Origin of the sequence: Floridaenema aerugineum BLCC-F46, from assembly GCF_041929345.1 — a bacterium.
Classification (GTDB): Bacteria; Cyanobacteriota; Cyanobacteriia; order Cyanobacteriales; family Aerosakkonemataceae; genus Floridanema; species Floridanema aerugineum.
In genome coordinates this window covers 1-13,381 of record NZ_JBHFNQ010000120.1, presented here as the reverse complement: position 1 = coordinate 13,381, position 13,381 = coordinate 1, and the positions used below count along the sequence as shown (strand labels likewise).

General features: G+C 39.8%; 8 protein-coding genes. 7 read left to right on the top strand and 1 reads right to left on the bottom strand.

The window, feature by feature from the left end; genetic code table 11:
• Nucleotides 1-207: 207 nt before the first annotated feature.
• Nucleotides 208-945: a phosphoadenosine phosphosulfate reductase gene (gene cysH / locus ACE1CC_RS16050; RefSeq protein ID WP_413271437.1), complete on the bottom strand. Its 738-nt coding sequence runs from the start codon at nt 943-945 to the stop codon at nt 208-210.
• Between the two features lie 338 nt (nt 946-1,283).
• On the opposite strand from cysH, the gene ACE1CC_RS16045 reads away from it, so the two are divergent.
• The 7 genes from ACE1CC_RS16045 (at nt 1,284) to ACE1CC_RS16015 (ending at nt 13,239) form a co-directional block, all read left to right on the top strand.
• The gene (locus ACE1CC_RS16045; RefSeq protein WP_413271438.1) at nt 1,284-1,565 is read left to right on the top strand and encodes a glutaredoxin family protein; all 282 of its coding nucleotides are present in this window, start codon (nt 1,284-1,286) and stop codon (nt 1,563-1,565) included.
• 31 nt (nt 1,566-1,596) lie between these two features.
• Complete coding sequence (locus ACE1CC_RS16040) at nt 1,597-3,087, top strand: UDP-N-acetylmuramoyl-L-alanyl-D-glutamate--2,6-diaminopimelate ligase (protein ID WP_413271436.1); 1,491 nt, start codon at nt 1,597-1,599, stop codon at nt 3,085-3,087.
• Between the two features lie 430 nt (nt 3,088-3,517).
• Complete coding sequence (locus ACE1CC_RS16035; protein ID WP_413271435.1) at nt 3,518-4,831, top strand: response regulator; 1,314 nt, start codon at nt 3,518-3,520, stop codon at nt 4,829-4,831.
• 42 nt (nt 4,832-4,873) lie between these two features.
• Nucleotides 4,874-5,236, top strand: a complete 363-nt coding sequence (locus ACE1CC_RS16030; RefSeq protein WP_413271434.1) for a response regulator transcription factor — start codon at nt 4,874-4,876, stop codon at nt 5,234-5,236.
• A gap of 38 nt (nt 5,237-5,274) precedes the next feature.
• On the top strand, nt 5,275-5,814 hold the full coding sequence (locus ACE1CC_RS16025; protein ID WP_413271433.1) for a chemotaxis protein CheW: 540 nt from the start codon (nt 5,275-5,277) through the stop codon (nt 5,812-5,814).
• A 354-nt stretch (nt 5,815-6,168) separates the two neighbouring features.
• Nucleotides 6,169-9,696 (top strand): GAF domain-containing protein, encoded by a 3,528-nt coding sequence (locus tag ACE1CC_RS16020; RefSeq protein WP_413271432.1) that lies wholly within the window; start codon nt 6,169-6,171, stop codon nt 9,694-9,696.
• Nucleotides 9,697-10,008: 312 nt separating this feature from the next.
• A complete protein-coding gene (locus ACE1CC_RS16015) occupies nt 10,009-13,239 on the top strand; it encodes a hybrid sensor histidine kinase/response regulator (RefSeq protein WP_413271431.1) in 3,231 nt (1,076 codons plus the stop codon).
• The last annotated feature ends 142 nt before the right edge of the window (nt 13,240-13,381 follow it).

Genomic DNA, 13,381 nt, shown 5'->3' with positions numbered 1-13,381 from the left:
CGAACGTGCCGGACGTTGGCGCGGAACTGGTAAAACTGAGTGTGGAATTCATATTTAGTTAGGTAATAAGTACGTTGTTGGGGGGAAGAAAAAAAAATTTTAAAAAAAAAAAAAACAAAAAAAAAAAAAAAAAATTTTTTTTGTTATTTTTTTGGGCTCCCGCTAAAAAATCTCGCTCTCCCCCCAAACAACGTACTTATTACCTAACTAAATATGAATTCCACACTCAGTTTTACCAGTTCCGCGCCAACGTCCGGCACGTTCGTCTTCTCCATCTGCAACTGGTGTAGTAATCGGTTCGTCGCCAATGCTGGGATAACCTTGGTCGTGCAAAGGATTGTAGATCATTTTATGCTCGAAAGCATAATCCCAGCTTAGTTTGCGTGTCCAGTTAGCTAAAGGATTGACTTTGATCCGATTCTTGATATCTTTTTCAAAGATTGGCATAGTGGCGCGAGTTGGCGCTTGGTCACGACGACGACCAGTAATCCAAGCTACTGTTTCTAATTCTGCCAAACTGCGTTGTAAAGGTTCGATTTTGGTCAAAAAGTGGAATTTTTGAATATCTGTATCCCAAAGTGCTTCGCCGTGAACTTTAGCGAATTCTTCACGGGTGTTGATGTCGGGAATTTTATAAGTGCGGAGATCTAAGTTATAGATTTCAGTAGCTTTTTTGACTAGCTCTAAGGTTTGGGGGAAATGGTGCAATGTTTCCAGAAATATCACTGGTACTGGGTTTGCAGGCTTGAGTTCCCGATAGAGGATATCGGTAATTACTAAGTCATCAACGTTAAAAGCACTAGTTTGTACAAAACCAGTGGGTAGGTTTGCTACGCACCAAGCCAAAATCTCTCTGGGATGGGCGTTTTCAAAACGTTGATTTAACTCGTCTAGGTCAAGCTTGTCAACTTCGATTTGTAACCGTGTTTCTGGAGTGTGAACCATAATAACCTTTGACTTTTCCTACTGCTAATGTTCTATACTAAATAGTTTACCCCATAAATCCACATAATCCTATCGGAGATCGGAGTTTTTTAAGTTAAGGATCTTATAGGTATTAATGCTAGGGGCTTCAAGAAATGTAACACGAGTAGGTAACGAAATTTTACTATTTCTTAAAATTCTGATTTGTGTTTAGCTGTGTTTACTCAGATATTGCACCAAGAGGCAGAGCCTCCATTCTTCGTTCCCCGGTTCAACCAGGGAACGAGGATCTGGGAGGTTCCACCTCCCTTGGCACAAGATCGGAGTTTAGCTGTGGTTTCATGCTCAACACAAAGCAAATGCGATTAATTCTGTACAGTAAACCGGGTTGTCACTTGTGCGAAGGTTTGCAAGACAAGCTGGAACAGGTGGAAGGAATAGATTTTGAGTTAGAGGTGCGGGATATTACGACTCGCGATGATTGGTTTGCGGCTTTTCAATATGAAATCCCGGTTTTATGTAGAGTAAGAGGTGACAACCAAGAGGTAGAGGAACAACTTCCCCGGCCTTCGCCGCGTTGGTCAGTTTTACAATTGGAGCAAATGTTACAGAAATATTTGGTTAATAATGATTCAGAATAAAGCCCAATACCCTTTGTGAGGAGCTCCTGACATGAAGCTGAGAGAAATTTTGGCAAGCGTTCCCAACATTGTGCAGTCGCCCAACCATCCGGCTTTGGATGCAGAGGTGACTGGGTTGGCGACTAATTCCCATGCTTGCAAACCGGGAGATTTGTTTATTGGAATGCCGGGAACTAGGGTTGATGGGGGGGATTTTTGGCCGAGTGCGATCGCATCTGGTGCAGTCGCAGCTTTGGTTTCCCCCACCGCAGCCCAAAAAAAGGCAGCCGAAGAAGCTTGCATCATTCCCGCTACTGATATGAATCAAGCTTGCGCCCAAGTTGCGGCTGCTTTTTATGATTATCCCGCCCAAAAGCTCAAATTGGTTGGTGTGACGGGTACTAATGGCAAAACTACTACGACTCATTTAATCGAGTTCCTGTTGAGAGAAGCTCAAATTCCTACGGCTTTGATGGGAACACTTTACGCCCGTTGGCAAGGTTTTGAACAAACTGCAATTCATACCACGCCTTTTGCTGTTGAGTTGCAGGAACAGTTGGCTTCAGCTGTAGCCGCTGGTTCAAAAATGGCGGTGATGGAAGTTAGTTCCCATGCTTTAGCCCAAGGTCGGGTGATGAATTGTCCTTTTGAGGTGGCGGTGTTCACTAATTTGACTCAGGATCACCTCGACTTTCATAAGGATATGGAAGATTATTTTGCGGCGAAGGCGCTGTTGTTTAGTCCTGATTATCTCAAAGGTCGGGCAATTATAAATGCTGATGACCCTTACGGAAAACGACTCATTGCACAGTTGAGTTCCGAGAAAGTTTGGAGTTACAGCACTCAAGATCAAAACGCTGATTTGTGGGCGGATAATTTGCAGTATCAACCAAATGGGGTGACGGGTGTTTTGCATACTCCGGTTGGTGAAACTCAATTTTCTTTGCCTTTGGTGGGTCAGTACAATTTATCCAATATGTTGGCGGCTGTGGGTGCGGCGTTACATTTGGGTTTGGAACTAGGCAAAATTACTGAGTTTTTACCTTTGTTTTCGGGTGTTCCAGGTAGGATGGAACGGGTACAAATTGCCCCTAATCAGGATATTAGCGTGATTGTGGATTATGCTCATACTCCTGATAGTTTGGAGAATTTGTTGAAGGCTTCTCGACCTTTCATTCCTGGTAAAATGATTTGTGTGTTTGGTTGTGGTGGCGATCGCGATCGCACTAAACGCCCAAAAATGGGTGGAATTGCGGCTCAATTAGCTGACAAAATTGTGGTGACATCCGATAATCCACGTACAGAAGATCCCGACAAGATTTTGCAAGATATTCTTGTCGGTATTCCTACTTCAGTAAATCCCGCAGTCTTATGCGATCGCGCCTTAGCAATTCGCACTGCGATTTTAGAAGCTCAACCCGGTGATGGGGTGTTAATTGCTGGTAAAGGTCATGAAGACTACCAAATTCTGGGCACGGAAAAAATTCACTTTGACGATCGAGAACAAGCACGTTCAGCTTTAGCAGAACGCTTGCATAACTAGTTTCTCGGCAAAAAAGAGAGTGTGGTCTAGACAGGGGAAACTTTTTCCCCATTCCCACTGGTTTTGACCACATTCCCCACAATTATTCCTTTTCACCTTATTTTTTAATGAATTTTTATCTTTTTTCTCTAAACTATTGTTAAAATAATTTAAGGTAATTAATTGATGTGATTTATATCTAAAAGTATATCATTGTTCAGAAGTGAATAATTTAATACTTCTGTAAAGCTTTGTTGTATTTTGTGTTAGTCAATCCTGAGTTATTATGATTATTTTATGTATATTTATTGAGTATAGGTAGTTTAGCTGAAAAAGAGTTAATAATTTATTAAGAATCATAAAAATCAACTAGAATTCAGCCACAAAAAGTTATATAAAAGAAATAAGATATTGATTAGCTACTATTAAATATTGCTCTTAAGGAACCAGGATGAGTACGAACAATTTAGCTGCTAACAAGCTAAGTGACCAACTGACAAATTTAATACAGAATCAATTTACTGGCAGACTAGATATCCAAGGAGTAATAACTACTTGGAGCCTTTACTTTTGTCTGGGTCGCTTAGTTTGGGCATCGGGGGGATGTCATGTAAATAGACGTTGGTACAGGCATTTGAGGCAATACCTGAACCAGGTAACATCCGATGATATTCGGCTGCGAGAAGGAGACGTAGCTCAATTCTGGGAATATTTAGTGTTAATTGTGTTGGTAAAACGGCAAAAAATTACAGGAGAGCAAGCGGTAGCAGTAATCAAAAGTGCCGTTTTGGAAGTGTTATTTGACATACTTCAGCAAGAAGAAAAAGCACCCTTAGCTTTTAGCATCGATCAGCAACAGGTGTTAGATGCTTCATTAACGTTAATAAATCCCGAAAAAGCCCTCAGTGAAGCTCAACAGATGTGGGAAAATTGGACTAAATCCGGGTTAACAAATATATCTCCTAATTTAGCGCCAGTAATTAAGCAAGCTGAGGAATTAAAAGAATTAGCTTCACCGAAAGTTTATGAAACTTTAATCAGGGTGGTGGATGGGAAACGGACATTGCGGGATTTGTCGGTTTTTATCAAGCAAGATTTAATGACGGTGACGCGATCGCTAATTCCTTATATTCGCAAAAAAGTGGTGGGACTAACAGAAATTTCTGATTTACCTAAGCCAAACCTGGCGATGAGTGCGCCCCCACCGCCAACGGCTAGAGTGGAAACAGTGACAACCCCTAGTTCACCAGGACAAACCGCAATACAAACTACATCACCACCCAGAACTGCACTGCCTAAAAGTACACAACCTGCACCAACAACTAAACCTGCATCATTAACTAGACCATTAGTAGCTTACGTAGAAGATAGCGTACTCGATTGTCAAATTATGGAAGGATTAGTGAGCAAAGCAGGTTATGGTTTTGTGAGTATCAAAGATTCCATCCAAGCTTTACCTAATTTGCTGGAATATAAACCAGATTTAATCTTTCTGGATTTAGTGATGCCAGTGGCTAATGGTTATGAAATTTGCGCTCAAATTCGCCGGATTTCTAGCTTTAAAAATACTCCGGTAATTATTGTCACGGGAAATGATGGAATAGTCGATCGGGTACGTGCCAAACTGGTAGGTGCTTCCGACTTTTTATCTAAGCCAGTGGCAGAACAAAAAGTATTAGCTGTGTTGCAGAAAAATCTAAATTATGCAACATCTTTGTCGGCCAATGAAAGCCAAACTCAATCCTTGGGTTATCAGCCTTCTTAATTTAGTTTCAGGCAAACTATTACTAGCACAAGAGAGGAATATATGGGTACTGTATTACTAGTTGAAGATAGTACGACTGACAGGGAAATCATGAGCCGTCATTTGCAACAATTAGGCTTTTCAGTGGTGATTGCTAAAAATAGTGAAGAAGCGCAAACAAAACTACAATTACAAAAGCCAAATTTAATTATTCTCGATGTGATTTTGCCCGGTCAAAGTGGGTTTGAATTATGTCGAGAAATCAAAAATAATCCAGATACAAGTCAAATTCCTGTAGTAATTTGCTCAACAAAAGATACAGAAGTTGATAAACTCTGGGGCAGTATGTTGGGTGCAGATGCTTATCTACCTAAACCAGTACAAGCTAATGAACTAGTTAAAACAATTAAACAGGTCATTAAATAGCTATTTGTTCTGAGACAATTACTCAATTAATAAAGAATATGATAGATAATGCCAAACAGGTTTCCGCCCTGACTCGTGTAAATTCTGCTACTAGTGTAACCAAAAATTCTCCGCCAGCAGGGGAGAAATTTTTACGTTTTCAATTAGGCGAAGAAGGGATAGCTTTGCTACCTTTAAGTATCATCAAACAAGTGATGCAGGTACCAGTAGCAGAGATTTTAACAGTTCCTCAAATGCCAGCTTGTGTATTAGGAATTTACAACTGGCGTGGGGAAATGCTGTGGATAGTAGATATTGGTAAGTTTATGGGATTTCCCAATTTAGCAACGGGTGGGGTAGAAAATTTAATGACGATCGCTATTCAAGTGGAGGAGCAATACTTAGGATTAGTAGTGCAACAAATCAATGATATTGAGTTACACGACAAAGAGCAGATCAATATGCCTTCTTTGGGCTTATTTTCTCCCGAAATATTGCCTTACTTACAAGGTTACTTAATCGGAGCGAACAAAGAAGTATTGATGGTGCTTAATGGGGAAGCGATCGCCAAAGCTCCTCTATGGCAACTAAATCGATAATTCAGCAAAACTTTTCCTGATTTTGTTGAATTCTGTCTGGTTTCGGGGAATCCTAAATTAGAAGAAATCAATTTATTTCTTAATACTCAGATCTGACAGAGTAAGGAGGTAGAACCTCCCTCTCCCTCGTTCCTTGGTTCCCCGGTTCAACCAGGGAACGAGAAACTTCAGGCTCCGCCTCGTGGTGTTCTTATCTCAGTAATAAGTAAAAATCCAGAACTTTGGCGGTAATAAGATCATCGGGGTTATTTTATCACTGCATCAACAGGAAAAATCCCCAACTTCTATGTTGAATTAACAAATTCAAACTAGAGCATTTTTATTAACAAGTAACAATCACCAATAATTGCAAAAATGACTACACATTATCAGCCCAAACCAAGCCAACAACCAACTAACGGTTCTCCCAGTAACAAAGTTAATGGTAATTCACCTATAAAAATAATTGCTACAGCTGTAAGCAGTCTCAAATCTGATCTGGAAAAAACTTCCCTTTGGGATGCCCCAGAAGTTACCGAGAAAATGCAGAAACTAGAAAGTTTAGTTGCCACAGTCGAGCAAAAATTTAAAGCTAGTTGGGAAGCTAGCGTGCAAGCGAAATTCAAGCAGGAAAGAGAGAAAGTTTTACAGATTATTTCGGCGATTCGGCAAGGTTTAGACTTCGACAGTAAGGTGAAAGTTGCGGTTACGGAACTGCGCCAAAATTTAGGATGCGATCGCCTAATTCTCTATCGTTTTGATAGCGAAAACTATGGCGTAATTATGGCAGAAGCAATGGAAGAATTAACTCCCTTGGTAGGACAACCATTAGAAAGCCACTATTTTGGTGCTGACAGAGCAGCGGAATATTTTACTTCACCAGTTTGGCAAGTTGATGACACATCAACCGACGAATTTAGCCCACAACAAAAGCAACAATGGAACAAATTACAAATTAAATCTTTCCTCACTGTACCCTTAGTAGTTGGGCAACAAGTTTGGGGTTTACTAGTAGCATTGCAACATCAAGAAAGTCGGAATTGGCAAGAAACAGAGAGCCAAATTGTTTATCAAATTGGGGCAGAAATTCTCGTTCACTTACAACAATCAGAATATCGTTGGCAATTAACAGTTCAACCAGAACAAGAGAAAATTTTAAACAATGTACTCCAGCGAATTCGCCAATCGCAAAACTTAGATGCTTTATTTAAAGCTACTTGTCGAGAAGTCCGACAATTACTGAATACCGATCGCGTTTCCGTATTTCAATTCACCCCCGGAAAAGACTTTAACGAAGGCAAGTTTATAGCCGAGGATTTACGCCAAGGCATTTCTTCGGAATTAGGAAACATCTTTGCTGATAGCCGCTTTGGTAAAGACTTTGCACCTTTATATCGCCAAGGTAGAATTCAAGCCGTTTCTGATGTTTACACTTCTGGATTATCCGAATGTCACATTGAACAATTACTGAATTTCCAAATTCGCGCTAACTTAATTGTGCCCTTAATGAAAGGAGAAGAACTTTGGGGATTACTTTGCATTCACCAATGTACTAAACCTCACAAATGGCAAAACTATGAAATTGAATTTGTGAAGCGAGTAGCAGCACAATTTGGCATTGCTTTAGATCAAGCTGAATATCTAGAACGGCTGCATGAAACCAACGAAAAATTAGCCGTTGTTGCCGAACGGGAAAAGAATTTTACTCAGATTATCAAAAAGATTGGTAAATCCATTGCTGAGCAAATTCAACAATCCTCAGACATGGAAACAATTTTCCGCACAACTACCCAACAAATTCGGCGGTTGCTGAAAGTCGATCGTGTAGTTGTTTATCAATTTAACCCAGATTGGAGTGGCGTTTTTGTCGCCGAATCAGTAGCTAGCGGTTGGACTCCTTTAATGCAAGAAATGTTAACCGACTCCCAATTAGTAAAAGAAGAAGCTAACTGCGGAGTGCTACGACTACAAACAGCAAAACCAACAATTGCAGATACTTATTTACAGCAAAGTGAAGGCGGACGTTACCAATCAGGTCAAGGCTTTATCGTTGATGATGTTGATAAAGCTGGTTTTTCCGAATGTTATCTGGAAGTTTTGGAACAATTAGAAACCAAAGCTTACATGACAGTACCAATTTTTGTCGGCGATAAACTTTGGGGTTTATTAGCAGTTTATCAAAACTCAGCACCTCGTCATTGGGAAGAATCAGAACTGAATTTAATCACCCAAATTAGTAGCCAATTAGGAGTAGCATTACGCCAAGGTGAATATGTCGAAGAACTGCAAGCGAAAACCGAAAAATTAGCTTTAGCAGTGGAACGGGAAAAAACCCTGACTAAAGTTGTTGACAAAATTCGTCTATCTTTAGATGTTAATAACATCTTCAAAAATGCTACTCAAGAAGTGCGCCGCTTACTGAAAGCAGAAAGAGTTGCAGTATATCAATTCCGTTCTGATTGGAGCGGTATATTTGTTGCTGAATCAGTCGCTACTGGCTTCCAAAAATGGGTGGGACCCGATATCACCACAGTTTGGGAAGATACTTATTTACAAGAAACTCAAGGCGGAAGATATCGGCAAAATCAAAAAAATACCGGAGAAAATGTTCACTCGAAAGCTGATGACATTAACAACGCTGGTTTATCTCAATGCCACGTTGAAATGTTAGAGCAAATGCAAATCAAAGCTTATATTATTGTGCCAATTTTTATTGGTGATAATCTTTGGGGTTTGTTAGCTGCTTATCAACATTCCAATGTTCGGCAATGGGATGACGCAGAAGTAAATGTGTTGGCGCAAGTTAGTCTCCAAATGGGTGTAGCTTTGCGCCAAGCTAAATATTTGGAACAAGTCAAACAACAATCAGAACAATTAGCGCAAGCAGCGAAAAGAGAGAAAGAAGCAAAAGAACAATTACAACAACGAGCAATTCAATTACTGAGTGCAATTCAACCAACTTTAAAAGGAGATTTAACCGTCAGACTTCCAGTAACAACTGATGAAGTTGGAACCCTCGCTGATGCTTACAATAATACCTTGCAAGCTCTGCGAAAAATTCTGATTCAAGTACAAACAGCTACAGAAAAAGTTGCTCAAACTTCCCAAAGTAGTGGGGTGTCAATTACCGAACTTTCCCAACAAGCACAATTACAATATCAAAAGTTATCAGAGGCGCTAAAATTAGTACAAGCAATGGTCAATTCTACCCAAGCTGTAGCCAAAAATGCAGCTTTAGTAGAAGTGGCAGTACAAGAAGCAAATCAAACTGTTTTGCAGGGTGATACAGCGATGAACCGCACCGTTGATGAAATTATGGCAATTCGGGAAACGGTGGCGAAAACTGGCAAGAAAATTAAACGCTTGAGTGAATCTTCGCAAAAGATTTCTAAGGCGGTGAATTTAATTGGTAATTTGGCAACTCAAACTAACTTATTAGCACTCAACGCTGCTATTGAAGCCACAAGAGCCGGAGAGTATGGTAAAGGTTTTGCAGTGGTAGCGGATGAAGTGCGGAGTTTGGCGCGTCAGTCAGCAGCAGCAACTACAGAAATTGAGCAAATAGTACAGGAAATTCAAGAGGAAACTGGGGAAGTTGTGCAAGCAATTGAAACCGGAATTCAACAGGTAGTAGAGGGTACTAATTTAGTAAATGAAACTCGCCAAAACTTAAATAAAATTGTCGGTGCTACCGCACAAATTCAAGATTTGGTACAAGGAATTACCCAAGCAACGCAACAGGAAACTCAACAGTCGAAGTTAGTTACTGAAGCGATGACAAGTGTGGCGAAAATTGCTAACCAAACTTCGGATAACTCCTTACAAATCTCTTCTTCTTTCCAAGAATTGCTGGCAATGGCTGAAGATTTACAGTCAAATGTTGGTAAATTCAAGCTCAATTAACCTAAGTTGTTAGTTATATTGAATAGGGTGCGTCAGAAGCTAAAATTTATCGTTCATCGCCTAAATTATCCTGTCTGACGCACCCTACAAACTTTTGAACTCGTTCCCCGGTTCAACCAGGGAACGAAAAACAGAGGCTCTGCCTCTTGAAAGTTGTTAGTTATATTGAGTAGGGTGCGTCAGAAGCTAAAATTTATCGTTCATCGCCTAAATTATCCTGTCTGACGCACCCTACAAACTACAAACTTACTACGTAGTAGTAAAATCCCAATGACGAATGACGAATGACAATTGACAAATCACCATAAAGCCATGAACAGTGATAACGAGATTCGCGAACAAGGCTATCAATATTTTCTCGCTGAAGCACCAGAGTTGTTGCAGAATATTGAGCAGGAACTTTTGAGTTTAAGAGAAGAGTATAGCTTGGTTAAAGTCCATAGTTTAATGCGATCGACCCACACTTTAAAAGGTGCGGCGGCGAATGTCGGGTTAGATACAATTAAAACTATATCTCATCATTTAGAGGATGTATTTAAGGCGCTTTATAACCCGGAAATAGAAATTGATTCTGACTTGGAAATGCTGCTTTATGAAGGGTACGAATGTTTGCGTCTACCGTTAATGGCAGAAATTACGGGTAGTTATGTAAATGAATCGGAAGCTTTAGATAGAGCGGTAAATGTTTTTGCTAAACTTCAAGAAAAATTAGGCGATTATTTTGGTAGAGAAGCACAGATTCCCACTTCTGTAGAGTTGGGATTTGATATTACTAAATCTATTTTTGAGGTAGGTGTAAAACAACGCTTGGAAACTTTAGCGACGGCGTTAGATTCTGAAAATTATGAAGAGTTAGAGGCAGTTTTAAGAGAGCAAATACAAGTTTTTATTGGGTTAGGGGAATCTTTAAATTTACCTGGTTTTGGCGCGATCGCGCAAACTACTTTAACGGCTTTAGAACTGCACCCAGAACAAGTAGAAACTATTGCTCAAGTAGCTTTATTAAACTTTAGCGAAGGGTGGTCTTTGGTAATGGAAGGCGATCGCACTTCTGGCGGACAACCTTCTCCAGCTTTACAAAAATTAGCTTTCACAAATCTGGAAACATTAGCAACAGAAGACCTCCTAATAGATGGATTAGTCGAGATTTCGACTGATAATTTAGAGGTTATAGCTGATGCTGAATTAACAGCTGATGAATTACCAGAAACGGAAGTAGAAACAACTTTAGAATCTGACATTGAGGTTGAAGAATTATTTGCTGAACCTAGTTTAGATGATGTTTTTGGTAACTTAACAGAAACCGAAGAACAGCCAATTTTTGAAGATGAAATAGCAGAAACAAAAATCAGCTTTTCTGAACTAGCAGCAGAAGTTACCCCTGAAGAGAGTTTAACTATTGCGGAAATAGAGGAAGCTCCACCGGAATATACCACAGAAACCCATGAATTTATTCTGGAAGAAAAAACTGAAATTTCTCAATTTTTACCCCATCCATTAGTTGAACAATCACCGACAAAAGTTAAATTTCAAACTCCTGTATCAACTCCGAAAACTGCGGCTAATACAAAAACTACTCAGTCATCAGTGCGGGTAGATTTAGAATTACTAGAACGCCTCAGTCACTTAGCAGGTGAAATGTTGATCGGGCAAAATAGACAAGCGAATATTAGCGAACAATTGCAAGAATCGATCGCTCAATTATGGTATCGTTTGCGGAGACACCAACAAACAATTAGCGAATTACGTGATTGGTCAGACCAATTATTAATCGCCCAAGAACGTCAGCGAGTTATTGAAAATTGGGCTGCTAGTTTTGATTCTTTGGAATTAGATCAATACAGCGAATTACATGAATTGTTGCAGGCGACTTTAGAAGATTTGGTACAGCTAGAAGAAGCGATCGAATCTACTGATTACTTAGCTAAACAATCCAGTCAAATTTTAGCCAAACAACGCCGTCTATTAAATAATACACAAGAAGACTTGCGGACGGCGCGAATGTTACCATTAGGCGAAATTTTTAGCCGTTTTCCGCGACTTTTACAACAGTTATCTGCGGCGCACAATAAACGAGTTAAATTAACATTAATTGGTAATGAAGTATTAGTCGATCGCGCCTTAGCAGAAAAGCTTTACGATCCTTTATTACATCTAGTTCGTAATGCTTTCGATCATGGCATTGAACCACCCGAAATTCGCGCTAATCAAGGTAAACCAGAAATAGGTAACATTGAAATTTGCGCCTATCACCGAGCTAATAAAACTATCATTGAAGTCAGGGATGATGGTCAAGGTTTAGATTTAGATCGCATCCGGCGACGTGCTGTAGAAATGCAAATTTTCTCTGTGGAACAAGCAGATAAAGCTTCCGAAAGTATTTGGTTAAATTTACTATTTGAACCGGGATTTTCTACCGCTTCTCAAGTTAGCGACCTTTCGGGACGTGGGATTGGTTTAAACGTAGTGCGTTCCCAAATGGAAATGTTATCAGGTTCAGTAATAGTTAACTCGGAACCGCAAAAAGGAACTACATTTTTGTTACAGTTCCCCTTAAGCTTAACTATGGCAAAATTAATGATTTGCGAAGCTAAGGGTGTTGTATATGCCTTGCTTTCCGATGCGATCGATCAGATTATTTTGCCCAAATCAGAACAAATTCAATATAGTAATGGGCAAAAAGTTCTACATTTAAACAATAACGCCAAGGCGGTAATCCCTGTTTACAACATGGCGGAATTAATGTCGGGAAACTCAGCAAATTATCGCAACAAATTACCGGAAATAGTTGAGCAGAACAATCCCCAAGTTGAAACCAACAAATTCTCGACAACTCCCTTACTATTACTTCGCCAAACTTCCCAAGTAGATTTATGGCAAGGAACAGAAATTGTAGCGTTAGAAATTGACCAAATTATGGGTGAACAAGAACTAGTAATTAGGTCTTTGGGAAAAGCGATCGCACCTCCTAGCTACATTTATGGTGGTAGCACTTTGGCAGATGGTCGTTTAACATTAGTAATCGATCCAATTATTTTAGTTAGTCAATTACTTGACCAAGTAGCAGGAAAAACCTCAAATTCTGATTGGCAATGGGAAACTAACAACAGCCAATTAGACCCAGAAATTTACAGTTTACCAATAGTTTCTCATCCGCCGAAAAAGATTTTAGTTGTCGATGATTCTATTAGCGTGCGGCAAACTTTAGCCATGACTTTACAAAGAGCAGGCTATCAAGTATTGCAAGCCCAAAACGGTCGAGAAGCCCTGCATCAACTACAACAAAATAACGGCATTCAATTAGTAATTTGTGATATTGAAATGCCCTCAATGAATGGTTTTGAATTTTTAAACTATTATCATCAAGATGCAAGTTTAGCCCAAGTACCTGTAATCATGTTAACCTCTCGTACCGGAGAAAAACATCGCTTGTTGGCTAAAGAATTAGGTGCTGTCGGTTACTTTACTAAACCCTATCGAGAAAACGAAATGTTAAAGGCGATCGCTGATTTATTCGCGCAAAAAGTACCCACCTTAGCATAGTTTAAAAAAGTGTTCAGCCATCAGCTATCAGCTATCAGCTTTTGACTGCTTATAGTGGGGGATTTAGACCCACCACTAAAGCTTGCCACTAATCGTTTACGATATAGTGGGGGACTTAAACCCATAATTATTAGCTGATAGC

Bases quoted from the DNA above. Each gene is read 5' to 3' on its own strand.
- cysH (WP_413271437.1), bottom strand. From the start codon at position 945: ATGGTTCACACTCCAGAAACACGGTTACAAATCGAAGTTGACAAGCTT.
- ACE1CC_RS16045 (WP_413271438.1), top strand. From the start codon at position 1,284: ATGCGATTAATTCTGTACAGTAAACCGGGTTGTCACTTGTGCGAAGGT.
- ACE1CC_RS16040 (WP_413271436.1), top strand. From the start codon at position 1,597: ATGAAGCTGAGAGAAATTTTGGCAAGCGTTCCCAACATTGTGCAGTCG.
- ACE1CC_RS16035 (WP_413271435.1), top strand. From the start codon at position 3,518: ATGAGTACGAACAATTTAGCTGCTAACAAGCTAAGTGACCAACTGACA.
- ACE1CC_RS16030 (WP_413271434.1), top strand. From the start codon at position 4,874: ATGGGTACTGTATTACTAGTTGAAGATAGTACGACTGACAGGGAAATC.
- ACE1CC_RS16025 (WP_413271433.1), top strand. From the start codon at position 5,275: ATGATAGATAATGCCAAACAGGTTTCCGCCCTGACTCGTGTAAATTCT.
- ACE1CC_RS16020 (WP_413271432.1), top strand. From the start codon at position 6,169: ATGACTACACATTATCAGCCCAAACCAAGCCAACAACCAACTAACGGT.
- ACE1CC_RS16015 (WP_413271431.1), top strand. From the start codon at position 10,009: ATGAACAGTGATAACGAGATTCGCGAACAAGGCTATCAATATTTTCTC.